The organism is Paraburkholderia sp. PGU19 (assembly GCF_013426915.1).
Classification (GTDB): Bacteria; Pseudomonadota; Gammaproteobacteria; order Burkholderiales; family Burkholderiaceae; genus Paraburkholderia.
In genome coordinates this window covers 125685-150850 of sequence record NZ_AP023179.1, presented here as the reverse complement: position 1 = coordinate 150850, position 25166 = coordinate 125685, and the positions used below count along the sequence as shown (strand labels likewise).

General features: G+C 61.5%; 26 protein-coding genes and 1 tRNA gene. 7 read left to right on the top strand and 20 right to left on the bottom strand.

The genetic code is table 11. The annotated features are described in order from the left end of the window. Nucleotides 1-37 precede the first annotated feature (37 nt). From H1204_RS00690 to H1204_RS00640, 11 genes are all read right to left on the bottom strand, one after another. Entirely contained in the window at nucleotides 38-325 is a 288-nt protein-coding gene (locus H1204_RS00690) for a hypothetical protein (protein ID WP_180729389.1), read from the bottom strand. 196 nt (nucleotides 326-521) lie between these two features. Continuing rightward, nucleotides 522-2858 (bottom strand): DUF3987 domain-containing protein, encoded by a 2337-nt coding sequence (locus H1204_RS00685; RefSeq protein WP_180729388.1) that lies wholly within the window; start codon nucleotides 2856-2858, stop codon nucleotides 522-524. Next, nucleotides 2848-3138, bottom strand: a complete 291-nt coding sequence (locus H1204_RS00680) for a hypothetical protein (RefSeq protein ID WP_180729387.1) — start codon at nucleotides 3136-3138, stop codon at nucleotides 2848-2850. Before H1204_RS00680 ends, H1204_RS00685 begins: the two co-directional genes overlap by 11 nt. 48 nt (nucleotides 3139-3186) lie before the next feature. Beyond that, nucleotides 3187-3402, bottom strand: coding sequence for an AlpA family phage regulatory protein (locus tag H1204_RS00675; RefSeq protein ID WP_180729386.1), 216 nt, complete (start codon nucleotides 3400-3402; stop codon nucleotides 3187-3189). A 145-nt stretch (nucleotides 3403-3547) separates the two neighbouring features. Continuing rightward, nucleotides 3548-3889, bottom strand: coding sequence for a hypothetical protein (locus H1204_RS00670; protein WP_180729385.1), 342 nt, complete (start codon nucleotides 3887-3889; stop codon nucleotides 3548-3550). Between the two features lie 258 nt (nucleotides 3890-4147). Continuing rightward, on the bottom strand, nucleotides 4148-5362 hold the full coding sequence (locus H1204_RS00665) for an integrase arm-type DNA-binding domain-containing protein (protein ID WP_180729384.1): 1215 nt from the start codon (nucleotides 5360-5362) through the stop codon (nucleotides 4148-4150). A 177-nt stretch (nucleotides 5363-5539) separates the two neighbouring features. Continuing rightward, nucleotides 5540-5615: transfer RNA gene (locus tag H1204_RS00660), tRNA-Ala, on the bottom strand. Between the two features lie 56 nt (nucleotides 5616-5671). After that, nucleotides 5672-6037 (bottom strand): c-type cytochrome, encoded by a 366-nt coding sequence (locus tag H1204_RS00655; RefSeq protein WP_180729383.1) that lies wholly within the window; start codon nucleotides 6035-6037, stop codon nucleotides 5672-5674. Beyond that, nucleotides 6034-6837, bottom strand: coding sequence for a BON domain-containing protein (locus tag H1204_RS00650; protein ID WP_180729382.1), 804 nt, complete (start codon nucleotides 6835-6837; stop codon nucleotides 6034-6036). Before H1204_RS00650 ends, H1204_RS00655 begins: the two co-directional genes overlap by 4 nt. Nucleotides 6838-6857: 20 nt before the next feature. Continuing rightward, on the bottom strand, nucleotides 6858-7445 hold the full coding sequence (locus tag H1204_RS00645; RefSeq protein ID WP_180729381.1) for a phosphoheptose isomerase: 588 nt from the start codon (nucleotides 7443-7445) through the stop codon (nucleotides 6858-6860). A gap of 236 nt (nucleotides 7446-7681) precedes the next feature. After that, on the bottom strand, nucleotides 7682-8152 hold the full coding sequence (locus H1204_RS00640) for a YraN family protein (RefSeq protein WP_180729380.1): 471 nt from the start codon (nucleotides 8150-8152) through the stop codon (nucleotides 7682-7684). Here H1204_RS00640 and rsmI point away from each other — a divergent pair. Continuing rightward, nucleotides 8151-9026: a 16S rRNA (cytidine(1402)-2'-O)-methyltransferase gene (rsmI, locus tag H1204_RS00635; protein ID WP_180729379.1), complete on the top strand. Its 876-nt coding sequence runs from the start codon at nucleotides 8151-8153 to the stop codon at nucleotides 9024-9026. The two genes, H1204_RS00640 and rsmI, sit on opposite strands and share 2 nt — an antisense overlap. 76 nt (nucleotides 9027-9102) lie before the next feature. Here rsmI and H1204_RS00630 read toward each other — a convergent pair whose 3' ends face one another. Continuing rightward, nucleotides 9103-9732: a septal ring lytic transglycosylase RlpA family protein gene (locus H1204_RS00630; RefSeq protein ID WP_180730824.1), complete on the bottom strand. Its 630-nt coding sequence runs from the start codon at nucleotides 9730-9732 to the stop codon at nucleotides 9103-9105. 612 nt (nucleotides 9733-10344) lie between these two features. Between H1204_RS00630 and H1204_RS00625 the strand changes: the two genes are divergently transcribed. From H1204_RS00625 to H1204_RS00615, 3 genes are all read left to right on the top strand, one after another. Then, nucleotides 10345-10989, top strand: a complete 645-nt coding sequence (locus H1204_RS00625) for an MBL fold metallo-hydrolase (RefSeq protein WP_180729378.1) — start codon at nucleotides 10345-10347, stop codon at nucleotides 10987-10989. After that, on the top strand, nucleotides 10986-11600 hold the full coding sequence (locus tag H1204_RS00620; protein WP_042313001.1) for an exonuclease: 615 nt from the start codon (nucleotides 10986-10988) through the stop codon (nucleotides 11598-11600). Before H1204_RS00625 ends, H1204_RS00620 begins: the two co-directional genes overlap by 4 nt. Nucleotides 11601-11703: 103 nt before the next feature. Further along, nucleotides 11704-12162 carry an Lrp/AsnC family transcriptional regulator gene (locus H1204_RS00615; RefSeq protein ID WP_007582169.1) on the top strand — a complete coding sequence of 153 codons (459 nt, stop codon included), beginning with the start codon at nucleotides 11704-11706 and terminating at the stop codon, nucleotides 12160-12162. A 28-nt stretch (nucleotides 12163-12190) separates the two neighbouring features. Here H1204_RS00615 and H1204_RS00610 read toward each other — a convergent pair whose 3' ends face one another. The 3 genes from H1204_RS00610 to H1204_RS00600 form a co-directional block, all read right to left on the bottom strand. After that, nucleotides 12191-13393 (bottom strand): cation diffusion facilitator family transporter, encoded by a 1203-nt coding sequence (locus H1204_RS00610; protein ID WP_180729377.1) that lies wholly within the window; start codon nucleotides 13391-13393, stop codon nucleotides 12191-12193. Nucleotides 13394-13641: 248 nt separating this feature from the next. Further along, nucleotides 13642-13947 (bottom strand): H-NS histone family protein, encoded by a 306-nt coding sequence (locus tag H1204_RS00605; protein WP_007582165.1) that lies wholly within the window; start codon nucleotides 13945-13947, stop codon nucleotides 13642-13644. A 359-nt stretch (nucleotides 13948-14306) separates the two neighbouring features. After that, nucleotides 14307-14972 carry a pyridoxamine 5'-phosphate oxidase family protein gene (locus H1204_RS00600; protein ID WP_180729376.1) on the bottom strand — a complete coding sequence of 222 codons (666 nt, stop codon included), beginning with the start codon at nucleotides 14970-14972 and terminating at the stop codon, nucleotides 14307-14309. A gap of 188 nt (nucleotides 14973-15160) precedes the next feature. On the opposite strand from H1204_RS00600, the gene H1204_RS00595 reads away from it, so the two are divergent. Then, entirely contained in the window at nucleotides 15161-16372 is a 1212-nt protein-coding gene (locus H1204_RS00595; protein WP_180729375.1) for an MFS transporter, read from the top strand. Nucleotides 16373-16675: 303 nt separating this feature from the next. Here H1204_RS00595 and H1204_RS00590 read toward each other — a convergent pair whose 3' ends face one another. Beyond that, complete coding sequence (locus H1204_RS00590) at nucleotides 16676-17674, bottom strand: cupin-like domain-containing protein (RefSeq protein WP_180730823.1); 999 nt, start codon at nucleotides 17672-17674, stop codon at nucleotides 16676-16678. 224 nt (nucleotides 17675-17898) lie between these two features. Continuing rightward, nucleotides 17899-19044, bottom strand: coding sequence for a branched-chain amino acid ABC transporter substrate-binding protein (locus H1204_RS00585; RefSeq protein ID WP_180729374.1), 1146 nt, complete (start codon nucleotides 19042-19044; stop codon nucleotides 17899-17901). A 675-nt stretch (nucleotides 19045-19719) separates the two neighbouring features. Between H1204_RS00585 and H1204_RS00580 the strand changes: the two genes are divergently transcribed. Together H1204_RS00580 and H1204_RS00575 are read left to right on the top strand one after the other, a co-directional pair. Further along, a complete protein-coding gene (locus H1204_RS00580; RefSeq protein ID WP_180729373.1) occupies nucleotides 19720-20418 on the top strand; it encodes a dienelactone hydrolase family protein in 699 nt (232 codons plus the stop codon). Between the two features lie 107 nt (nucleotides 20419-20525). Beyond that, complete coding sequence (locus tag H1204_RS00575) at nucleotides 20526-22025, top strand: amidase family protein (protein WP_180729372.1); 1500 nt, start codon at nucleotides 20526-20528, stop codon at nucleotides 22023-22025. On the opposite strand, the gene H1204_RS00570 is transcribed toward H1204_RS00575, so the two are convergent. The 3 genes from H1204_RS00570 to H1204_RS00560 all read right to left on the bottom strand — a co-directional run bounded on the left by H1204_RS00570 (nucleotide 22022) and on the right by H1204_RS00560 (nucleotide 25146). After that, nucleotides 22022-23332 (bottom strand): MFS transporter, encoded by a 1311-nt coding sequence (locus H1204_RS00570; RefSeq protein ID WP_180729371.1) that lies wholly within the window; start codon nucleotides 23330-23332, stop codon nucleotides 22022-22024. The genes H1204_RS00575 and H1204_RS00570 overlap by 4 nt on opposite strands. Nucleotides 23333-23586: 254 nt before the next feature. Further along, a complete protein-coding gene (locus tag H1204_RS00565) occupies nucleotides 23587-23898 on the bottom strand; it encodes a high-potential iron-sulfur protein (RefSeq protein ID WP_180729370.1) in 312 nt (103 codons plus the stop codon). Between the two features lie 141 nt (nucleotides 23899-24039). Further along, the gene (locus tag H1204_RS00560) at nucleotides 24040-25146 is read right to left on the bottom strand and encodes an NAD(P)/FAD-dependent oxidoreductase (RefSeq protein ID WP_180729369.1); all 1107 of its coding nucleotides are present in this window, start codon (nucleotides 25144-25146) and stop codon (nucleotides 24040-24042) included. Nucleotides 25147-25166 lie beyond the last annotated feature (20 nt).

Here is a 25166-nt window from a genome sequence, read left to right as displayed (position 1 = left end):
CCGGTGAGTTCTCGATCGAATGAATGCGCGCTATCCGTCAACGCGAATGCTCCTCGCAAGCCGGGGCGGGCGGCTCCCAATAGCGATGATACTGACCGCGGGTATTCCAGCGGCGCTTGCGCCGCCACCCGAGGTCAAGCAACACGGCGCTGATGTACTTCCCTTGTGTGTCGAGAGCCACCTCGAACTCGACCATCGAAAACGGGCGGTTACGAACAATCTCCGGCAGCGAGCCGTACCAGTTCTCAAACTGCTGACGGAGCGGTGACTGCGTGGGCAATGTGGTCTGCAGCATGCGATTCAATTGCTTGATGTACGCACTCATATGCTATCTCGATGTTGGTTGGGTGATTTCCTGCTTCAACGCGCCCGACTTATCTCACGGCGTATGGCGATAGGCTCGTCAGTGTTGTCAGTGCTATTTAGGGCTCCCTTGCACTTCGGCATTTTAGTTAGGCCTACATCACTATATATTTGCAGATTGATCCATGGCTTCACTGACAACACTGACAGATTTGCTCCTAGTTTTTCTCCTTGAACAATGCGGGGTTGATGCGGCAGCGCTCCGTTACTTTGCCGTTACTCTCGACGCGCTCAATACACAGCCAGTTTCGCTCAGCGAGAATCTCAATCGCCTGCTGACAGCGTTCGCGAGTCGGCAGACCAGACCAGTTCTTTCGCTGCAGATCGCGCAGCGAGAAACCATCCCGCAGCTTGCCAGCCTGGATCGCCTCGCCCAGCGCCAAAGCGGCCAATGCATCGCCGCGAGTCGAATAGTTGTAGATCCGTTTGGCGTGCAGCCTAAGGTAGGCGGCCCATCCGATCGCGAGTTGCAGCGCTGGCTTGCTAACCGGCCCGACGCCACCCGCAGCCAAATGAATAATGAGCGCGAACGAAGGAACGAGACTGCGATACTTCCCGAAATGCGACCCGACGGCGGCATGCGACGCACGATTCGTCTGTCTCATGAGCTTCGGATACCAGGCGTTATAGATATCCTGAGCATCGGGTGCGAAATGCAGATACCAGCGGCCCTCGTGTCCACCAATATTTGCCTGTTGAGCACCGATGCTGGTCGGGTCCAGGTGAGCAAGGCGCTTGAACAGTGCCGCGACCATGCCTGCCGCCTGAAGATTCGGCTGCGCGTCAATCAGCGTGGAGGTGTCGCGATCATCGGGATAGACTGCGAGTTGGAACCGCTGCATCAGGCCATCATCGCCCACCCCACCGCGCAGCGCATTGGCGAGATACGCCTCGATCACGCCGGGTTGCGTGCTTCCCAGCACCGACAGGATCGTGCGCTCAATGCGGATGTGGCCGCGCCCGATGCGATCAAAATCGTAGCCACCGTTTCCCTCCCACGCCTGCAAGATGAACGCGCGCCTTACGGCGTTATCCTCGCCGTCAAGCTCAGCAAGAAAGCCCTTGAGCTCGTCGCGAAACAAGAGCACTCCATTCGGGTTCTCAGACAGGATTTCGCCAAGCTTCTCGACCGTTGCGTCATTGACTATGTAGCGCATGCGCTTCGGCTTCGCCGGCTGTTGCTGCAAGACCGATGCGATGCTGGACACAATCTGGCCGTTCTGCTGGAGGGCGACGTTCCCTTTCGTCACCTGTCTCTTGGCGTTTCCGAGCGCAAGGTCGTGGGCCATTTGCGCCGCGTGATATGTCTGCATTTGCGCCTCGTAAGCCGCCTGCGCGGAGGCGTCGAGTTCCTTCAGCGGGGCCAACGCCGCTGCAAGCGCGGGGGACTTCAGCGTGCTCGGGCGCCCGATGATCATGCCCCAGAGGTTCGGCGTGACCGTCCAGGTGTCGAGTTGCTTGGGACGGATACAAATGCGCCCCCCGATCACCGACGAAAGTGCGACCATGAGGCCAACTGCCGCATAGTCGGGCGGGCACTGCAGACGATACGCCGTGTCAATAACCCATTCCGCCAGCCCGGACGGAAGCAGCGTCGCCGCATCAAAGAGCGGAACAGAGGGCAAGCCCGACGGCAGCGGTTCAGGCGCCTTCCAGATGATCGACGCCGCTGCGCCGGGTTGATGGCCATGCGGATACCTGCTCACGCTGCGCGCAATCGCCTCCACCTCGTGATCGGGCAGAGGCGGATGACACCGCGCCTTGTTCTCCGCGTGCAAAGCGGCTGCCAAAGCCTCGCAGGACATACCGCGACTGCGCATCGAGCCGGCCAGAGAGGTCAACTCGCTGTTCCGCCCTCCCTGGGCGATCTTGACGGCCCCTGTCTTCTCTGCGCTTGATTCGGTCGAGTGTTTCCGAACACCGAGTGCGCGGATATACGAATGGAGGCGTTCGCGCTCTGCGGGCAAGATGCGCACTATGGATGCCAGCGCGCCCGACCTCACCTGGTAATGCTTTTGCCCCTGCTGGTCAGCAAAACAACTCGGTGCGACCACCACAAAGCCGCCCCGCCCCCTAGTCTCGATCTTCAACTCATCGTTGAGCTTCTGGTTGCGGCCGACGTGGTCACAGAAATAAAGCAGATGCACGCCCTTCGGCGAAAGCTCGCAGTATCCCGCTTCGATTCGGCCAATCAGTTCGCCAAGTTCGGATCCGCTCGCGGTCTGTCGAAACAGCTGGTAGCCGTCCCGGTCATCAAAGTCCAAACACTCAAGGGAACCACTGACGTCGCCGCATACCAGGCCAACCGTGGTGAAATGATGCTGCGTATAGAGATCCCGGAGATCATCGGATGAAGGGCGTTTCCGCTGGTATTCACGCCAGTTTCCGAACGGGCGCTTGGGATTATCAGGCTTGGTGTGGCCCGCAGCCGGAATAGCGCACAGGCCTAACGACAGCGCCGTCAGCGCGGTCTCCAGGCGAACATTACTGATCATGCTTGCCTCCAATCTTGCTCATCAGCCATTCGAAACCCTCGTACGTGTTCAGCGCTGCCATGCCATCCGCGTAGGTTTCAAGTACCGAATGCGGAATCAGCAGCACCTCGCTCATTTGCCCGAGCATCGCGTCCCCCTTTGCGCGCGTTTGCGCATTCTGCGACCTCCGGAAGTGCCCGGCGTGTGCTGCACTAGCCAAGCAGCTCACCGTTACCGCCTGCGTCGCGGGGTTGTCAAACCACGGCCTCAACACACTCAGCGCGTCTTCAATCTTCTTCATGATTTCGTTTTCCAATGTCCAGAATAGTGAGATATATGACTAGTATTCCTAAACATCCGCGTCAAATAGACTGCCAAGCCAGGCGTCGAGCTCGTGCTCCAGGAAAACCGGCGCACGAGGCCCCAGATAGATTGGACGTGGGAACGTCGCATCGTTCTTCAGGCGGTCCCAGAGCCAGGTCTTCTGTCGGGAAAACTTGGTGTACGCCTGTTTCGGCGTCAGGCAGTTGGCGCCCGGAGGGATCTTGCGTGACGGATAGGACATCTTTTTCACCTCGGCGAACAGAACCCGCTCCGCAGATCGGTCCTGCTCGCACCGGTTAGGATTATTGCGGAGCGTGCCGTGATTGTTACGCGGTGGTACCAGAGAAAAACAGGGCACACGGGAGCGCGCTATCGCATTGGAAATACTAGGATTTTTTCGGCCTCCCCCGTCGTCCGCGGTGGCCCATTTCAGTGAGGAACCGTGCCACGGAGTCCTCCTTCGGCATCGCGGGCATTGCCAGAACATGTTCAACCAGTTCCTTGAACGAAAGCAGCGGTTCGCCCTTCGCAGCCCGCGACTCCTGGATGGCCCGCACCTCTTTGATGGCGCGTCTCTGCCAGGTGTGGGCGCCCCGCTTGGCAGGCGGCGTCAGGTAGTTTTCCTTGGCAGTCAGTTCCTCCTTGAACCGCTTGCGTCTGGCTTGCGCATACCTGCCCTTGACTGCTTCCTTGCTCAGTTCGGCGCGCAGGAAGTCGATGCGTAACACCGCACTCCATGCCTCTTTGTACTCCTTACGTTGTGACAACATCGACTCTCTTCCGATTGGTTTGCTGATGATCAGCAGTATTGAAAGGCTCCACGTCGAGAGCTGGCAGGTGACAATGCCCGTCTCCCAGCGGGGTCCAATCCAGTCAGCTCGTACGCCTGGTTGCAGGCCCATATCGGACGCTTATGGATCGGATTCCTAACTATATTATGAGGACCAGATGCAGCGCAACTTTGGCTTCGCCGCTATCGCCTGGACCTATTGCGCGTTGATGCCGATGGGGATGATCTGGGCGCCCGCCTTCAACCGGTCAAGATAGTCGGCCCACTGCTGCATCATGATCCGGCGCTCAGCCAGGAATCGGGTGCGATTGTAGGCTGTGCCCAGCGCATCGGGTACCTTGTGCGCAAGCTGATGCTCGATCACTTCCGGCTTCACGTGAAGTTCCTCGTGCAGGATCGTGCGCGCCATCGCCCGGAAGCCGTGCCCCGTGATCTCCGTCTTCGTGTCGTACCCCAGACGCCGCAGGGCGGCATTGATTGCGGCCTCGCTCATTGGCTTGCGCGGGTCGCGACCAGGAAACACGTGCTCCCGCTTGCCCGTCACGACATGCAGTTCGCGCAGGATGGCAACCGCCTGGCTCGACAGTGGGACCAGGTGTTCTGTCCTCGTCTTGGTAACAAGATACCGCCATTCGGCCTTGTCAAGATCAAAGCCAGACCAGACCGCCCTGCGCAGTTCGCCGGGCCGCACGAAAAGCATGGGTGCCAGCTGCAGCGCGGATTTGACGACGAACGTGCCCCTGAACGCCTCAATCGCGCGCAGCAACTCGCCGACTTGCACGGGATCAGTGAGGGCGGGGAAATTTTCGCGCCTGATCGGCGCGAGCGCCCCTCGCAGGTCCCCCGAGGGATCGCGCTCCGCGCGCCCCGATGCCACCGCGTAACGAAAGATCTGCCCGCAGTTCTGCTTGGCCCGCAGGGCCGTGTCGAGCGCACCGCGCTCCTCGATCCGGCGCAGAACCGCCAGCAGCTCCGGCGCCTTGATCTCCGCGATGGGCCGCGCCCCCAGCCACGGGAAGACATCGTTTTCCAGCCGCTGGATGATCTTGCTGGAGTGGCTTTCAGCCCAGGTGGGTGCGAACTTGGCGAACCACTCGCGGGCGATGATCTCAAATGAATTGGAGGTGCGCGCCAGCTTCTCGGCCTTGTCCGCCTTCCGCTGCTCGCTCGGATCGATGCCCTGCGCCAGTAATTTTCGGGCCTTATCCCGGCACTCCCTGGCGTCCTTCAGGCTGACAGCCGGGTAAGCGCCAAGGGCCAGCAGTCTCTCCTTGCCCTCGAAGCGGTACTTGAGCCGCCAAAGCTTGCCACCGCCCGGAGTAACAAACAGAAAGAGCCCGCCGCCGTCGAACAGCTTCTGGGGCCTCTCGCCAGGCTTGGCGTTTCGGATGAGAATGTCGGTGAGAGCCATTTGGGGGTATCGCCCTTTCGCCGAGTTGGCTGTACCCCGGAAAGTACCCCAACTTGCGAGCGGATTAGATCAATCTTGTGCGGAGCTGATCTCAATATTATAGGCGAGAAAAAACCCCGTAAGCCTTGATCTTACGGGGTTTTCAGGGGGAGCTGAGGTATTCTTCGGACGTATTCCTGGTGGAGCGGAGGAGGATCGAACTCCCGACCTTCGCATTGCGAACGCGACGCTCTCCCAGCTGAGCTACCGCCCCACGATTTGCCGATTCTAGCACGACGAAAAATTACTGTGCCAGAGCACAAGCCGGCGTCACTTCGAAGGCGCCCCAGCCAGAACCCAATCGACGACAGTGCGAATATCAGCATCGTTCATCGCCGGATGAGCGGGCATAGGAATCGCGCCCCAGACGCCGGAGCCACCATCCTTAACCTTCTTCGAAAGCAGAACAGCAGCCCCAGCATTCCCCTTGTACTTCTCAGCCACCTGTTGAAACGAAGGCCCAACGAGCTTCCGATCAACCGCATGGCATCCCATACAAGCATTAGCCTGAGCGATCGCGAGCCCACGCGACGGCGCATCGGCAGCATGAGCGGCGCTAACAACCCCAAACCCAGCAGCCACAACCAAGCACCCCATAACCGCCCGAAGACCAAGACCCCAAAAACCCACTCTCATTGCCCCGCCTTCGGATTCCCAGGATGCACCTGCGTCGAATTACTCACGGGCGCCGGAGCCTGCTGCTCCAACGGCTTCGAAGTAACCGACGAATCCGGCACCGCGCCCGACGTCACCTCAGCATCAGGCTGAGCCGCAGCCGCAGCCGGCGCCCCCGAAGCCGCGGACGCAGCCGCCGCCGACGCCGCAACTGCCTCTTGCGGCTGAATATACTGAAACACCTTCACAACCTGCGTGACCCCAGGCACCCGACTAGCCACATCCGCCCCGCGATTCCCCTCATCAACGGTAACGAGCCCCATCAGATAGATAGAACCACGCTCACAAACCACCTTATAGTTATTCGCCGAAATATCCTTCTCAGCGATCAGCGCCGTCTTCACGCGCCCTTCCAGATAAGTATCGTTACTACGCGAAGAAAAAGAACTCGCGGGCGCTACCGTCAACTCATTAATAATCGCATTCACGTTATTGAGGCTACGCAAAACCGATTCAGCCCGAGCCTTCGAAACCTCACCCGCCACTTCCCCAGTCAGCAGCACCCGCCGATTAAACACCGTCACATTAACGTGAGCCGAGTCCGGCAAATTCTGACTAATCAACGACATCGCCTTCACCTGAATCTCGCGGTCTTCCGTCTGCGCGCCGAGCGTGCGCCGATCGGTCGCGACCAGCGCGCTGCCGCCCGCCGCCGCGCCGACAGCCAGCACGCAGCCCTGCAACGTCGCAGCCAACCCGGCGACGAGACCAACCACCAGCGTGGTCCTCACAAACGTACTCTTCACGCGATATGCGCTCATCAACTCGCTCTCCTTCGGAATCATTCTTCGCCGAGCAACATCGCATCGATGCCGTCGCACAGACTATGGATCGTCAACAGATGCACTTCCTGCACGCGCGCCGTGCGATCGGACGGTGCGCAAATATGGATATCGGTATCGTGCAGCACGTCGTTCATCTTGCCGCCGCCCTTGCCCGACAGCGCAATCACGATCATCTCGCGGTCGTGCGCGTCTTCGACGGCAGCGAGAATATTGGCTGGATTGCCCGACGTCGAGATAGCGAGCAGCACATCGCCAGGCTGACCAAGCGCGCGAATCTGCGTCGCGAAAATCTGGTCGAGCGATGCATCGTTGGCGATGCCCGTGATGATCGACGAATCCGTCGTCAGCGCAATAGCCGCCAACGCAGGACGCTCGCGCTCAAAGCCGCCGATCAGTTCGGCAGCGAAGTATTGCGCGTCGGCAGCGGACCCGCCGTTGCCGCACGCCAGAATCTTGTTACCGTTTGCAAGCGCGGCAAACATCGTGTCGACGGCCGCCGCGATCGGCATCGACAAAGCGTCCAGTGCTGCGAGTGTGACTGCCGCGCTATCGCGGAAGTGTTGTTGAATGCGTTCGACTGACATCGACTCTCTATCGTGTACTGCTTGCGCTGCCCGCCTGGCAGCGCAGGTTCAATTGGACGTGTTGCCCTTCCCCGCGCGATGGTCCGCAGCCGCTCCGATCGGCGCGACATGCGAGGCCGTTTAGCGGTTCCGTTCTGCAGCGCCTGCGTGCAAAGCGTTCGGCGCGTATTCACCCACCACGCGCCGCCCTTTTCGCGTCCGCAAGTTTATCGTACTCACGCGGCGAAACCGCCTGCTCAACAGTCGTCCGCACGAAAAGCGTCGCGCAGCCACACCAGACGTCCGCGCTCGAACGCGATCACGTCGAAGCGGCACGCGGGCATCGCGCCATGATGCGCCAACAAAAAGTGCTGCGCGGCGCGCACGATGCGCTGCTGCTTCTGCCACACGACACTCGCCGCCGCGCCGCCATATCCGCCGTGCGCTCGCGCGCGCACTTCGACGAACACGAGCGCGCCGTCCGGCTCTCGCATCACCAGATCGATCTCGCCGCCGCGACACACGACGTTACGCGCGACGAACCGCAAACGCTGCCGCTGAAGAAACGTCAACGCGTGCGCTTCGAACGCTGCCCCGACGTTTTTGGACCGTGCGCCACCGGAAAAGTTGTGCGAGCGCGGCGCGGCATCGCGCGCATGGTCTCGTGCGCGCTCGGCTGCGTGGCACAATGTCGGCCTCGTTTCGTCTGTCTGCGTCTTCCGTGTCATGACTCCTCTTTCCGAACTCACGCAGGGACAGCAGTACCCCGCTTCCGCGCTTTACGTCGTGGCCACGCCGATCGGCAACATCGCCGACATCACGTTGCGCGCGCTGCATGTGCTCGGCCTCGTGGATCGCATCGCCGCCGAAGACACACGCAACACAGGACAACTGCTGTCGCGCTACGGCATATCGAAGCCGCTCGTCGCCGTGCATCAGCACAACGAACGCGAGTCCGCGCAGCGCATCGTCGAATATCTGCAGGCGGGCGAGCGCATCGCGTACGTTTCCGACGCGGGCACGCCAGGCATTTCGGACCCCGGCGCAAAACTCGTCGATGCCGTGCGCGAAGCCGGTTTCCCCGTCGTCCCGCTGCCGGGCGCAAGCGCGCTCGCCACGGCGCTCAGCGTCGCGGGCGACTGGGTATCGACGTTTTCTTTCGTCGGCTTCCTGCCGCCCAAAGCGAAGCAGCGCGCCGCCGCACTCGCGCCGCTGACGAAGCATCCGTATGCGATGGTGTTCTACGAAGCGCCGCATCGCATCGTCGAAACCGTGCAGGCACTCGCCGACGCGTTCGGCGGCGATCGACGTCTGTTGATTGCCCGTGAGTTGACGAAATTACATGAGGCGTTGCATCGCTGCACCCTGGCCGAAGGGCCTAAGTGGCTCGCCGAAGATGCCAACCGGCAACGCGGCGAATTCGTGCTGGTCGTCGAAGGCGCGCCCGTCGATGCCGAAGGCGAGCACGATCACGACGCGCTGCTCGGCATGCTGCTGGAAGAGTTATCGGTAAGCGGCGCCGTGAAAGTTGCGGCAACGCTCACGGGCGCTTCACGCAACGCGCTGTACACGCGCGCGCTGGCCCTGAAAAAGGACGACTGAAAACAAAAAGGGCTGCATCACGCAGCCCTTTCTTCCGAGGACATCTCATGTCCACGGCCATCGTTCAAGAACGTTCTTACTTCTCGTTCGAATCGCTCTGATTCGACGCCAGGATTTCCTTCATTTCGGCCTTCGCTTCACGCTGCGTCAGACCTTCGATCTTCACGCGTGCCGTACCAATATAGGCCAAGTGCAAAATTTTCGCAGCCGCGTAAGAAAGATCGATCACCCGACCGCGCGCGTACGGACCACGGTCGTTGATCTTCACGACGACGGTATCGTTCGTCGCCGGATTGGTCACGCGCACGTACGAGCCGAGCGGCAGCGTGCGGTGCGCAGCCGTCAGCGCGTGCATGTCGAAACGCTCGCCGTTGGCCGTCTTGCGTCCGTGGAAGCCGCGTCCGTACCACGACGCGCGTCCCATCTGATGGAAATCACCGATATTCGGGCCGTCGGTCAACGGCTCTGCGTCAGCGAGCTTGCCCTTCTGCTCTGCCGTGTCAGGCAGATTGTTCAGACCGGAGCCATACGACTGCGGGGCGACCGCAGTGTGCGCATCCTTGGTCGTTGCGGACACACCGCTGACCTGGGTGCCCGCGCCCGGAGGCACCGCGCAACCGGCGAGTGCCAAAAAGGCAAAAACGCTCCCAACACGTCGGGGTAGCCGAGTTTTCATAAGACAATTTGTTACCAATGCGAGCCGCATCACGCGAATAACAGCGTCTATGCATGCGACTCCGGCGGCAATGAGCGAGCGCGCACCGCGCAACGCTGGCGCGGGACGACGAAAGCCCGGACGCGGCACACTCAGCCGCAACCGCACGGTTAGTTTTCACGTCTGACGGAACTGTCCCCGCAGTTTTGGCCAGACCCCACAAGCCGCCATCGAACGTGAAACACGCTCAGCGCCGGAAACTCACAGCGCTCAGGAAGGCGGCGTAGGCCCCATCCAGCGTTACGGCAGCTAGGCCGTGGCAGGCGCGTGGCACCTGGCTAGACAGGACGTGCGCATCGATAAAAGCGATCGATGCTGGATTTGTCATCGGATTCACCCGACGACACTTGCTTGATGGTGAAGCAGCAGCGCCCGTTCCCGTTTCATAGGACGAAATGCTTTTTCACCCAAAGACAGTGCGGTTTCCCACACCCATTATGTGCATTATAGCAAAAACACAATTCTGTGTTGCCCGGCGCTTCATCCGCCCGATGAATTCTCACTATTACTGCAAAAATGCGCATGCGCCACTCGGCTTTCTGGCCGATGGCACGTGACCCTGCGGTCGGTACAATCGAGCTTTCCAAGCTTTGCGCCCCCGCCATGAAAGTCACACTAATGCCCGTCACGCCGTTCCAGCAGAACAGTTCCCTGCTCATTTGCGAGAACACGGGGCGCGCGGCCATCGTCGATCCGGGCGGTGACCTCGACATCATCAAGGGCGAGGTGGAGCGCCAGAACGTGTCGATCGAAAAGGTGCTACTGACGCACGGCCACATTGATCATTGCGCCGGTGCGAAGACGCTCGCGGAGCACTACGGCGTGCCGATCGAAGGTCCGCATGTCGATGAACGTTTCTGGCTCGACAAGCTGCCCGAACAGAGCGTGCGCTTCGGCTTTCCCGCTGCTGAGGCGTTCGAGCCGACCCGCTGGCTCGATGACAACGACACTGTGACATTCGGCGACGAAACACTTGAGGTCTATCACTGCCCCGGCCACACGCCCGGTCACGTGATCTTCTTCAGCCGCGCGCATCGGCTCGCGCTGGTCGGTGACGTGCTGTTCGCCGGCTCGATCGGTCGCACGGACTTTCCGCGCGGCAACCACGGCGACCTGATCCGCTCGATCCGCGCCAAGCTCTGGCCGCTCGGCGACGACGTCACGTTCGTTCCGGGCCACGGCCCCACCTCGACATTCGGCGACGAACGCCGCACGAATCCGTACGTCGCGGACGGAGTCGGTGCATGAGCGCGGAAATCTATGTGAGCACCGACGTCGAAGCGGACGGCCCGATTCCCGGTCCGCATTCGATGCTGAGTTTCGCGTCGGCCGCTTACACGGCCGACAAGCAGTTGATCGGCACGTTCTCGGCGAACCTGGAGCTGCTCGAAGGCGCCGCGCCGCATCCCGTGCAAGAGGCGTGGTGGAAGACGCAACCCGAAGCGTGGGCTGCATGCCGCAAGGACTTGCAGCAGCCGGCGGCGGCGCTCGTGGCGTATGTCGAATGGGTCGAGGCGTTGCCGGGCAAACCCGTTTTCGTCGCGATGCCGGCGGGCTTCGATTTCACGTTCATGTTCTGGTACATGATGCGCTTTACCGGCCGCTGCCCGTTCTCGTGGTCGGCGCTCGACATCAAGACGCTCGCGTTCGCGATGACGGGACTGCCGTATCGAAAGTGCATCAAGCCGCGTTTCCCCAAACACTGGTTCGACGACCATCCGCACACGCACGTCGCGCTCGATGACGCTATCGAGCAAGGCGCGCTCTTCTGCAACATGCTGGCGGAGCTGCGGGCCAGCCAGAGCGCCGTGGCAGCCGGCGCTGACGGGGACGACTCAGGACAAAAACCCGCCGAGTAAGCGCCAAATTAGGGAATCTCCCTCAGTACGGGCGGTTTGCATTGCGTTTCGTTTCCGCGACCTCTACCATTGACGAAAAGGCGACGCGACAACGGAGGCGCAGTTGACACTCGATACGTTCTCTCAAAAAATCCTGCGTCTTTTGCAGCTGGACGCGCGACGTTCGGTGCAAGAAATCTCCGATCAGGTCGGGCTCTCCAGCACACCGTGCTGGCGACGCATCAAGGACATGGAGCAATCGGGCATCATCCAGCGCTACACGGCGTTGCTCGATCGGGAAAAGCTCGGCCTGCATGTGTGCGCACTCGCCCATATTCACCTGACGCGGCATACAGAAGGCGGCGTCGAGCAGTTCGAACGGGAAATCGCCACCTGCCCCGAAGTGACAGAGTGCTACAGCACGACGGGTGAATCGGACTACATCCTCAAGATCGTTGCGCCCGATATCAAGGCGTACGACGCCTTCCTCCACGACCGCATTTTCAAGATTCCCGCCGTCGCGCAGGTGCGCACGAGCGTCGTGCTGCGCGAGATCAAGTTCGATACGCAGCTGCCGCTCTAACCCGGCTCGCTCAGACGCCGGGAATCACTCAGCCGTCGCCGCGCGGCTCGCGCACCAGTTCCGCGCCAGCCGTCGACACATCCACTGCATGTGTCACGTTCAGGCGGCGCGCACCCAGCTTGTGCTTGAGCGCTTCCACATCGACCCGCGCGAGTTGATGCACTTCGCTTTCCAGCGCGTCGAGCCTCGACGGTTGCAACGTCACCTCGACGTCGAGTCCCGTGCTCAGATAATGCAGATTCACACTGGCCGCCTTGAGTCCTTGCGCGGCAAGCGCCGATTCCACTTCAGCCGCGATCTTTGCGCGCGGCGGCAGGTTGACGGGTGGCCGCGCAATCGCATCGTTTTCCGGATCGACGTGAATTAGCGCGTCGAGTACGCGGTTGTCCGACAGCACACGCGCACGCGCCGTCTCAGCAATGTAGTGACCTTCGGAAACGGAGATCATCGGATCGACGAGAATATGCGCGTCGACGAGCGCGAAGTCACCCATCTTCCGCGTACGCAGTTCGTGGACATCGCGCACGCCGGGCGTCGATAAAATCCGAGCGCGCAGATCGGCGGTATCGGATTCGTCGAGTGCGCGATCGGACAAATCCTGAAGCGCGTCCCAACCAAACGTCCAGCCCATGCGCGCGACCATGAAGCCGACAACGGCCGCCGCAACGGGATCGAGCAGCCGCACGCCGGCAATGCTCCCGACGATACCCAACGCAACCACCAGCGACGACGCCGCATCCGAGCGCGCATGCCACGCGTTCGCGATCAGCATCGCCGAACGCACCCGCTGTGCCTCGCGCAGCATGTAGCGAAACAGCGCTTCCTTCGAAACAAGCACGACGACCGCAACCGCGAGCGCGCTTATATGGACAGCGGGAATATTGTCCAGATCGGTGAGCCGCGCGCCGGCGCGCCACAACATGCCGCCGCCGACCGCGATCAGCAAGCCGCCCAGAAATAGCGACGCGACCGTTTCATAACGGCTATGTCCGTAGTTGTGGTCGGCGTCGGGTTGGGCTCCGCTATGGCGATTGGCGACCAGCACCACAAAGTCGGAAATGAGATCGGCGAGCGAATGCACGCCGTCCGCGACGAGCGCCTGTGAATGCGCAATCACGCCCACGACAATCTGCACCGACATCAACACCGTATTGAGTCCGATGCTGACGAAAGTGGTTTTGCGGGCTACGCGCCGTTTCTCCGCGGATTGGGCGGTCGAGTTGGAAGGCATTTGAAGGCAAGGGGTTTAGTTACTATTTATTCTACCCGCCGCTTTGTGAAACCGCTCTTAAGTGAACAAAAAATATCTTTTAAATCATATGCTTATCATAACGCGACTCATTCGCATCGATACCTGCACATCACCGGCAGCCGTTCTTCCTAAGAATTGAAAAGACTCGGCCCAATAAAAAGCCGCGCTTCCAAATGGAGCGCGGCTTTTCTTAAATCCGTTGCTTGCGGTGCAAGCATTAAGTCATATTATTTCTCGATGAGAAATTTTTCGCGATCTTGACCGGCAATCCAGCGCGGCGGCTTACCGCGGCCCGACCAGGTGCTCCCGCTTGCGGGGTCACGATATTTAGGCGCGACGCCGGCGCGGGGACGGCCCGCTGCCTTTACGGCTTTCGCACGTCCACCAGCGCCGAGTTCAGCCAGCGTAATACCGTAATCAGACATTTTCTGCTTGATCTCGTTTAACACTTCCGCATACTCGCGCGCTTTCGCCTCTTCGATCTGTTTCTCGAGCTTTTCGCGCTGCGCGAGTAGTTCCCTGTAGGAGGACATAGTTTCCTTGTGGTTCGATAAATGGACGGACGGTCTATGCCGATTAGTCCGGAAAGTGATCATGCCTCGGAATTTGCTGGCGAGATTAACACAAAATAGAAACTTCGGAAAAGAGACCCGCGAAAATTAATTAATCTCAATTTCATAAACTTTCAAGCGACTGGCAATCAACCGGCTCAGAAGCCCAATTATTCTCCCACTGAATAACGCTCATCTGAGGAATACATTCATATTTAATTGGCAAAGCATGAAAAGCAATGGTTAATTTATTCCGAAACATTTCATGCCATGCGAGTTTTAACCGGCAAAATGTAAAATGCCGGCCCGATTTTGCGGTAAAAATCGCGCCACATTAGCTGTCACGCATTGGCGTGCCGCGCGATGCAATCTTCAAGAGCAGCGTGCAAGCATTCGGCATCGGGCACCGGTGTGTCGAAGGCCAGGCGGCTGCGAGCGCCCGAAATATTCAGGTCCGCGCCATACCGGTCTATGCCCATCAATTGCACTCGCGCTGGCCGTCGCGGGTGACGTTCGAAGAATTCGACGAGCGCGTTTTCCTCGTCGAACGAAACCGGGTCGAGGGGATCGAGTTCTGCCTGCGTCAACCATCCCATCGCGCCGAACCCGCCTATGTAACGCATCCGCTCGACCGACATCACCCAGAACGAGAAATCCCCCAGCACCAGATAGCGCTCGGCATCCGGGTGATAGCGCAGATACCGCTGAGTCACGGGTGGCGTCGGCTCGACATGCTCGAACGTGCCGACCAGCGTGATGCGCTGCCCGTTGAGCACATCGCCGTCCGGCGCGTGAACGATCAGGAAGCCGGCGCGCGGATCGGAGTGCAGGTTGCGTGTGTGCTCGGCGAGCCGGCTCACGAGTATCGTCGGGCGATGATGCGAATCCGGCGCGAACGGCAGCACCGTCGGATACGGAAACCCTTGCGGCTGGCGCGCATGGGTGGCGAGCGTGCCGATGGCGGCCTGATGCAGCAAATGCAGCGGAGCGTGAGCGGGAATGTTCAAGTGCGCGTCCTCGTCGGGTGATTGATGCGCCACGCGATGCCGTTAAACGCGACGCGCCTGGAAAGGAGATATTAGTTCAGGGACTTGCCCGCATGAGCCATCATGCTTCGTTAGAATGTGGAAGCGCTTTCATTGCGCTTCCTAGCTGCGTTTCCTCTTCGTCTTAGTTTTCAATCACCGAGCTTTCTGTGTCCGATCGTCCGTCCGAGTCCGCATCCTTGCCCGCCGCGCATCGCAATCTGTCCACGAGCGCGCGCAACCGCGCCCGTTACGCGACGATGGCGCTCTTCTTCATCGCGGGGATGATGTATGCGTCCTGGGGCGTCCACGTGCCGACCGTCCGCGACCGGTTCCAGCTGAATCCGGCCATGCTGTCGCTCGCGCTGTTCGCGGTGGCGGGCGGCTCGATCGGCGCGATGGTGACGAATGCGCCGTGGATCGCGCGCGTCGGCACGCGGCGCGCGTGTCTCGCGGGCGGGCTCGTGATGTCGGCGGCTGGCGCGCTGATTCTCGTCGTGCCGTATTACTGGATGCTGCTCGTCTTGCTCGCGCTCTTCGGCGCGGGCATGGCGACGCTCGACGTCGCGATGAACGCGGAAGCCAGCACCGTCGAAGAAACCCTCGGCCGGCCGATCATGTCGGCGCTGCACGGCATGTTCAGCGTCGGCGGGATGACGGGCGCGGCGGTCGGCGGCGCGGCGCTCGCGCACGGCATGGCGCCTGCCGTGCATCTGCTGCTCGCCTCGCTGATCAGCGCGGCCGTGTTGCTGGCCGCGTGCCCATCCGTGCTGCCGCACATCCCGCATTCCGAGCACCCGGACGCGCACACGCCGCGCGGTAACCGCTGGCGCTCGCCCGCGTTGTGGGCGCTCGGCGCCATCGCGCTGATCGCGTTGATCGCGGAAGGCGCGATGTACGACTGGGCGACTGTCTATATGCGCGATGTCGTCGCGTCGACGCCGGCCGTCGCGAGCGCGGCCTACGCGGCGTTCTCGGGCGGCATGGCGGCCGCGCGTTTCGCTGGCGATGCCGTCCGCGCGCGATTCGGCGCGCCGCAGCTGATTGCCGCGAGCGCGTCACTGGCTTGCGCGGGCATGATCGGCGCGCTGCTGCTGCCGCATCCCATCGCGGCGCTGACAGGCTTCACGCTGATGGGCCTCGGTCTCGCCAACATGATGCCCGTGCTGTTCGCGGCAGCCGCGCGTGTTAAGGGCATCCACGCGGCCGAAGGCCTCGCGCACGTGGCCGGGCTCGCCTACTTCGGCCTGCTACTCGGGCCGGTGATCATCGGCGGCGTGGCACAGGTGACGAATCTTCCCATCGGGCTGTCCGTCGTCGCGCTGTGCGCGGCGCTCGTCGCGTTCATCGGGCCCAAGGTTTTGCGCCGGCTCGGCATCTGAAGGCGTGCCTTTAACACTGCGGTCACGACGCTCGCGTTACGTTACGCGAGCCGCATATGTCCGCATGTTCCGCGACACATCATCCTCCAGCGAATCTCCGTCCTTTCGACACGCCGCGCCGAAGCGCTTGATTCTGTTTGAGTTTTGCGCGACGCGTAGCCATGCGATCGCAATGGCATAACCCTTACGATTTATCCCGTACGGAAACACATCGCACAGAAAAACTAACGACGGCAACCGAAGCGTCAGGGAGGGCGGCGGACCGGAGCATCGGTCCGCCGTTTTTTATCGCGGCGGCACCGCTCAAAGTTCGCAATACGTGCTGTACGTGCGGCCGAAATCGTTGCGCTCGATAAAGTTCGTGTAGGTCATCGTGACGGAGACGTCGAGCGCTTCGACGTAGTGCCACCAGCCGATCGGCAGAAACAGCAGTTCGCCGGGTTCGATCGTGCACTCGATCACCCGCGCATGTTCGAAAGACGGAAACCGCCCGACATCGATCGCGCCGCCGTCGAGCTGCGAATAACAATGCAGATGGTTGTACATGTGGGCGGTGTCCGTGAACGGCACGAGCAGAACACGCTTGCGGCCGATCACCTGCGCCATCAGATTATTGGTCAGGTCGTGATGAAACGGCGTCTTCGTACCGGCCGGCCCGAACCAGAAATAGCCTGCGTCGGTTGGCGCCGGATCCAGATACTCGCCGATCGCTGGTGCATCGGCCCAAAGCGCTGCGAGCGCCCTGCGGTTGTGCGACGCGTTGTTCGCCGTCATATAGAAATCATTCGTCACGCCCGCGCTTTCGACGAGATCGACGTAATCGCCAAAGCGCATCGTGCGCTTCAACGCCGGCTGATTGATCTCGTAGTTCGTATCCGCATCACGCCCAAACTGCACTTCGACTTCGGCGAGGCCGCAGCGCCCGCGAAAGTAATCGAGATTCCACAGCTTGCGCGCCGGCCACGAGTCGAACATGCCCGTGATGATCACAGGCCGGTTCTGAAAATAGAACTGCTCGTAAAACGCATCGCGCGACAGGCGCACGCGGCGCTCGACACATGCCGCCCCCGATCGCATGCGATTCAGCTCGCCGTACACGGAAAGCATCCATTCGCGCTTACGCAAACGATTGCGCAAGCGAGAACCCGCTTGAAAATAAGGGCTTTGCAACGTGCTATCGATCTCGCATAACGCGTGTTCGCGTTCGAACCCATGCTCGACGAGCACAGCATGCACGGCTTCCGGCGAGGCTTCGAGCAACAGGTTCTCGGCGATCCAGCGCCGCCATTCGTCATCGATCATCTGTGTCACGACTGCATCCCCCGCGTGTTGTAGCCGATACGACAATATCGCCCGCACCGCTTCCGGTGCGCAAAAAGAAATGCGCGGACAGGCATGCGCAAAAGAAGCTCGCAAAAACAAAAGGCACGCGGGTCGAAACCCGCGTGCCTCCTAAGCCCTTTCGGGCCGGCTCGCGTTGGGCGCAATGCGGCGAACCGCGCTTCCGCCCGCTACGCCAAGCGCTCTTACATCTTCACGACGTCGAGCAGCGTCTTCTTGCCCGACTTGTAGTTGTACAGCGAGATCACGCCGTGCTTCAGGTCGCCCTTCGAGTCGAACGTGGTTTCGCCGATCACACCCTTGTAGTCGGTGTTCGGCATTGCTGCGAGGATCTTCGCCGGATCGGTCGAGCCAGCGCGCTTCATTGCGTCGACGATGATGTACACAGCGTCATACGTGAAGGGAGCGTAGATCTGGATCGGCTGGCCGAAACGCTTCTGATACTTCGCCTGGAACGCTGCGCCGCCTTCCATCTTCTCGAGCGCCATACCGGCTTCCGAGCAGACGATGTTGTCGGTTGCGTCGCCAGCCAGGTCAGACAGCTTGTCGGTACACACGCCGTCGCCAGCCAGCACCTTCGCACGCAGGCCGAGCTGCTTGGCTTGCTTCGCGAACGGGCCGCCCGTGGCGTCCATGCCGCCGTACATGATCGCGTCCGGGTTTTCGCCCTTGATCTTCGTCAGAATCGCGCGGAAGTCGACAGCCTTGTCGTTCGTCGCGTCATGCGACATCACGTTCAGGCCCAGCGACTTCGCCGTCTTTTCGAATTCGTTTGCGAGACCCTGGCCGTATGCCGTCGAGTCGTCGACGATCGCGACGCTCTTGACCTTCAGGCCCTTCGCTGCGTAGTTGGCCAGTGCCGGACCTTGCTGCGCATCCGTTGCCACGACGCGGTACGTCGTCTTGAAGCCCTGCTGCGTGTAAGCCGGGTTCGTTGCCGACGGCGAGATCTGAACGATGCCTGCATCGCTGTAGATCTTCGAAGCCGGGATCGACGTACCCGAGTTCAGGTGGCCAACCACTGCCGCGACCTTGTCGTCGACCAGCTTCTGCGCGACCTGCGTAGCAGTACGCGGGTCAGCTGCGTCGTCTTGTGCGTCGAGTTGCAGCGTGATCTTCTGGCCGCCGATCGTCAGACCCTTCGCGTTGATCTCTTCGACTGCGAGACGTGCGCCATTTTCGTTGTCCTTGCCCAGGTGAGCGATGCCACCCGTCAAAGGCGCAACATGGCCGATCTTGACAACAGTGTCGGCCGAAGCCGTCGTCGCCAACGTTGCAAACAGCATCGCCGCAGCGCTAATCGGCAACAGCTTTTGGATTTTGATGTTCATGTAAGTCTCCGATTTCGGTCCCAAAATCAACGTAATCGCCCTTGTGCCCCGCTTCCTTCACGTGTCGCTCAAATCCCGTGGACGACTCCGCCGGATGCATCGTTCATGCACTTGGCAAGCACGCGTTCCAGCCTGTTTGTGGCAGGTGGCGCCCCGCGCTTGCGCGCAAGTGTAGGCCATCAAATTAATTTGTGGGGGTTTTTTGAGTAAGTGGGATCACTACCAATAGCGTTTATCCCACTTAGTCGTGAAAGGCACGCGTGACGTGCCCGGAAAGCACCGGCTGGCGCGGGTTTCGGGCAAACGAGGGGGCTTCTATAGTGTCGGTATAAAGCTTTGGCGGGATCGTCCGTTAATGCGCCGGATGTGCGTCGAACGCGTCATCACGGGTAAACACAATGGTGATAACGCGCCGTTGAGATCGTGCTCAAACACGCTTAAGCGATGCACTCTATATATAGAGTGCGAGCGCCGTTTTTTTGACCGCCGCAACCGGGCCGCACAGCCCGCCGGAACGGGGCGTTGTTTCAATCCGCTTACGAGAAGGCCGTCGCCCGGGCGTCTCGCTGCAATTGCCTTCTTTTGATGGCACACTGAGCGCCCGCTGCGGGCGAGACGCCCGCAAACGATTGCCCGCCCGATAGCGGCTTCACCGTTTATGCAAGGAGAAACAACGTGAGCGTGACTTCCCGATGGATCGACATTCAAACCGGCAATGATTCGTTCGGCGCGTACATGTCGACGCCGAAAAGCGGCAAGGGTCCGGCCGTCATCATCATCCAGGAAATCTTCGGCGTGAACGGCCACATCCGCGACGTCGTCGATCAATATGCGCAGGACGGCTATATCGCGATCGCGCCGGATATCTTCTGGCGCACGCAGCCGCGCGTCGAACTCACCTACGCCGGCGCGGATCGCGACAAGGGCATCGAGATTCTGCAGAAGACGAACGTCGATCTCGCCGTCGCGGATATCGGCGCCACGGCTGCCGCGCTGCGCGCGATGCCGGAAGTGACGGGCAAGATCGCGGGGATCGGCTACTGCTTCGGCGGCCGTCTCGCGTATCTGGCCGCGGCTGAAGGGCTGCTCGACATCGCCGTGTCGTACTACGGCGGCGGCATCCAGAACCAGCTCGACAAAGCACCGCAAATCAAGGTGCCGATGCAGTTCCACTACGGCGAACTCGACCACGGCATTCCGCTGTCGGCAGTCGGTGAAGTGAAGGAGCGCTTCGCGGGCCGCGACGAAGTCGAGCTGTATATCTACCCGAACGCCGATCACGGCTTCAACTGCACCGAGCGCGCGAGCTATAACCAGCATTCGGCAGCACTTGCGCATGGCCGCACGCTGACTTTCCTCGGCACCCACGCGTAAGTTACGCTAGAGGCGCGACGTGGCCGCGTCGTGCCCCGCGCTTCCATTCTGGGCACGCCGTCCCGCGCGTGCCGTCATCACCATTCCTGTCCGCGGGGGCCGTCGTCGTGCAATCCGATTACCTCGATCATGACGCGATCGGCCTCGCCGATCTCGTGCGCAAGCGCAAGGTGAGCGCGCGCGAATTGCTGGAAACAGCGATTGCGCGCGCCGAAGCCGCCAATCCCGCGATCAACGCCATCGTTCTGAAGGACTACGACGCCGCGCGTGAGCGCGCGTCGCGAGAGCATGCGAACGGCAATGGTGACGCGATGGGCGGCGGTGCACTCGCCGGCGTCCCGTATCTGGTCAAGGATCTCGGGCTGCCCGTCAAAGGGCTGCGCATGTCGATGGGCAGCCGCCACTACCGCCACTTCGTTCCCGACGAAGACGCGCCGCTCGTCACCGCAACGCGCGCGGCCGGACTCAACATCTTCGGCAAGACGAGCACGTCGGAAATGGGGCAGATGCCTTATACGGAGCCCGAACTGTTTGGGCCCTGCCGCAACCCGTGGAGTCTCGATCACACGCCGGGCGGCTCCAGCGGCGGCTCGGCTGCCGCCGTCGCGGCGGGCATCGTGCCGCTCGCGCATGCGTCGGACGGTGGTGGCTCGATCCGCATTCCCGCGTCGTGTTGCGGCCTCTTCGGGCTCAAACCGTCGCGCGGACGGCAGCCGTCGAACACGGTGCCCGCGCCCGGCGACCTCGGCATCGACCACGCCGTTTCGCGCAGCGTGCGCGACAGCGCGCTGCTGCTCGATCTCACTTCGGGCAACGCCGACCGTCCGATGGGCGCGCCCGGCACCTTCCTCGCCGCCGCCAGCGAACCGTGCAAGCCGCTGCACATCGCGTTCGTCACGGACCCGATGCTCGCGCCCGCGCTGTCCGCCGACGCCCGCGCCGCGCTCGACGACGCCGCGCAACTCGCCGCGTCGCTGGGCCATCACATCGAACCCGTATCGCTCGGCATCGACTTCGCGAGCCTGCGCGAATCGTTTCTGATGATCTGGTCGGTGAGCGCCGAAAATCTCGTGCTACGGGCCGATCAGATCACGGGGCGCAAGCCGAATCGTGAGGAATTCGAAATCGCCACGTGGACGATGGGACATATCGGCCGCAAATTCGGCGAGCGCGAATTGCCTGCCGCGCTGGAGGCACAGCGTCAGGTGAGCGCAAAGCTCGCGGATCTGATGACGCGCTACGACGTGATCCTGTGCGCGACGCTCGCTTCCGCTCCGATCAAGATCGGTGAAATGCAGCCCACCGCCGTCGAGAAAATGCAGATGCGCGCCGTCACCACGGTTCCCGTCGAGCCGCTGATGCGCAAGCTGCTGACGGAAGTGTCGAACAAGGCGTTCGCGTGGGCGGGCTGCACGGAGTTGTTCAATCTGACGGGACAACCGGCGATGTCGGTGCCGCTCTACTGGAACGCGCGCGGACTGCCCATCGGCGTACAGTTCGCCACGCGTGACGGCGGCGAAGCGATGTTGCTGCGGCTCGCCGCGCAACTGGAAACGGCGCGTCCGTGGTTCGACAGGCGGCCGCCGTTGATGCCTGCGCGAAGCTAGCGCCGCTCCAGCGCATCGACGGGCTTGCGCATCGCGTCGAGATCGGCGTGACGTTTCGCGGGCATGCACGCAACGGCGATGATCGACAGCGCGAGTCCGCACATCACGTAGTACGTCGGCGCGAGCGGCGAACCCGTCGTCTTGATCAGCCACGTGACGATGAACTGGCCAAAGCCGCCGAACAGCATCACCGCGAAGTTGTACGCGAGCGAAAGGCCGATCGAGCGCACGTTCGCGGGAAAAAGTTCGGCCATCAGTGCGCCGAACGGACCGTAATAGCCGGATAGCGTGATCGACAGCACTGCCTGCACGAGAATCAGCTTGGACACGCTCGGTGCTTCTTCGAGCCACGCGAAGAGCGGATAGATCAGCACCAGCGTGAGCCCCAGCGACCACAGCGATAACCCCTTGCGCCCGATGCGATCGGACCATGCGCCCGTCAGCGGCGACAACACCATCAACAGCAGATTGCCGACGATCACAGCCGTGAACGAATCCGAATAAGGCAGCTTCAGTTGCTTGACCGCGAAGGTCGGCAGATAGCTGATCAGCACGTAGATCGTGACCGTCAATGCGATCACCGAGCCCAGACCGCAAAGCACGTCGCGGGTATGGTGCGCGAAAAGCTCGCCGAGCGTCGCGCGGCGCGCGGTCTGCTTCGCGTGCAGAAATGCTTCGGAATCCGCGAGATTACGGCGAATGTAGAAACCGATCGGTCCGATCACGAGACCGATGATGAACGGCACGCGCCAGCCCCATGACTTGAGCGCTTCCGGCGACAGACCGCGCGTCACCAGCGCGCCGACGATCGCGCCGAGCAGCAGTGCCGCCGCCTGGCTCGCCATCTGCCAGCTGCCGTATAGACCGCGTTTCGAGAACGGCGCCGCTTCGATCAGCAGCGCAGTCGAGCTGCCGAACTCGCCGCCCGCGGAAAAGCCCTGCAGCAGACGCCCAACCACGATGATGATCGGCGCGCCGATGCCGATTGCCGAATACGGCGGCGCGATGGCGAGCAGCAGAATGCCGAGCGTCATCAATGCGATGACGAGCGAGAGCGCCGCCTTGCGTCCCGCGCGATCCGCGTACAGGCCGAGCACGATGCCGCCGACAGGCCGCATGACGAACGCGACGCCGAAGCTCGCCGTGGTGAGAAGAATCGACGCGTAGTCGCTGCTGGAGGGAAAGAAGAGTTCGGCGATGACGACGGTGAGAAAACCAAAGACGGTGAAGTCATACCACTCGAGTGCATTACCGATGACGGCCGCAGTGACCGCACGGGTATTGAGGCTCCTCGCTGCTTGTGACATCGATGTCTCCGCCCTTCGTCGAGGCGTCGGGCTGCGTTGGTCTGAAGTGATTCGAATGGGCCGTCGTGAAGGCCGCGCGCGCAAGCCATGCGAGTGTAAAAGAGCACGACATCAGTTTTCAAGCAACTTTCATACGACAAAAGCGCGACGCCGCGTTGCACGGCGCGCGCTCGATCCGTTACTGCGAAAGGCACGCGCGGCGATGCTGCATTGCATCGTCCGACACGTGCCCATGCCGGCTGGATTTCGTCGTATCAGGCTTTCTTGTTATATGCGCTGCACCAACCCTTGCTCGCGACCTGCTTGCCCGCGAACATTGGGCAGCCCGCGTAGGCGTCGGTGGCCTTGCCCTGATAGAAACTGCAATTGCCGCAATCCTGGCCTGCTGCGTACTTCGCGTATTTGGCCTTGTCGACCTTGGACGCGTCTTCCTTGTAGCCGAGCGCCTGCGCGGTCGGATCGGATTCGGCGACCTTCGGTGCATCGGCGAACGCCTGGCGCGACAGCGCGAGCGTCGATGCCACACCGATACTCGTGATCAGAAACGTACGACGTGAACTGTTCATGGGGACTCACTCCATTGCTATTGTGGGGGTCTACGCCGTTCTAATGACAGCGGTCCCCAAGCATATCAATGAAGCCGGCGCGCGTGATGGTTCAAATCCCCGTCATAAGCGAATCGGTAGTGCGTGTGTGCGCCTGCGCATTCACGCGCGTCCGCTGACTTCGCACACGCGCTGCGCGATCGCCAGCGACGCCGTCAAACCCGGCGACTCGATACCGAACAGATTCACCAGACCACGCACGCCATGCGCGGCGGGACCTTGAATCAGGAAGTCGGCGGCCGGCTCGCCAGGACCCGACAACTTCGGACGAATGCCCGCATACGCCGGTTGCAGCGCATGATCGGGCAGCGCCGGCCAATACGCGCGGATCGCCGCATAGAACGATTCGGCCCGTTGCGGATCGACGTCGTAGTTGATCGTATCGACCCATTCGACATCCGGGCCGAAACGCGCCTGGCCGCCGAGATCGATCGTCAGATGGACGCCGAGTCCAGCTTCGTTCGGCATCGGATAGATCAGGCGGTTGAAGGGCGCGCGTCCCGAGATGCTGAAGTAGTTGCCGCGCGCGAGATAGAGCGGCGGCACATGGCGCGCATCGAGCCCGCGAATCTTGCGCGCGATCGTGTTCGCATGCAGTCCCGCGCTGTTGATGACGCACGCGGTGCCGATCGTCGTCGGCGAGTTGCCGCCTACCTTGACGATGAAGCGTCCGTTGATCGCTTCGATTGCTTCGACGGGCGCATGGAACGCGCAGACGGCGCCGTCGCGTTCCGCGTCGCCCTGCAGCGCGAGCATCAGTTGATGGCTATCGACAATGCCCGTCTGCGGCGAGAACACGGCTTCGACACATTGCAGCGCCGGTTCGAGCGCCTGTGCTTCCTCGCCGCTGATACGCATCAGATCGAGCACGCCGTTTTCCTTGCCGCGCGCCATGATGCTTTCGAGCTGGGGAATCTGGTTGCGCGCAGTCGCGACGAGCAATTTGCCGCAGCGCTGGTGCGGCACGCCGCGTTCGGCGCAGTAGTCGTACAGCATCTCGCGGCCGCGCACGCAGAGTGCCGCCTTGAGCGAGCCGCGCGGATAGTAGATGCCCGCGTGTATCACTTCGCTGTTGCGGGAACTCGTGCCGACGCCGATGGCTTCCGCAGCCTCCAGCACGATCACTTCACGTCCGCGCGCAGCCAGCGCGCGCGCCACGGCAAGACCGACGACACCAGCGCCGATCACCACACATTCGATCTGATCCATGTCCGTTGGACGCGGCTCGA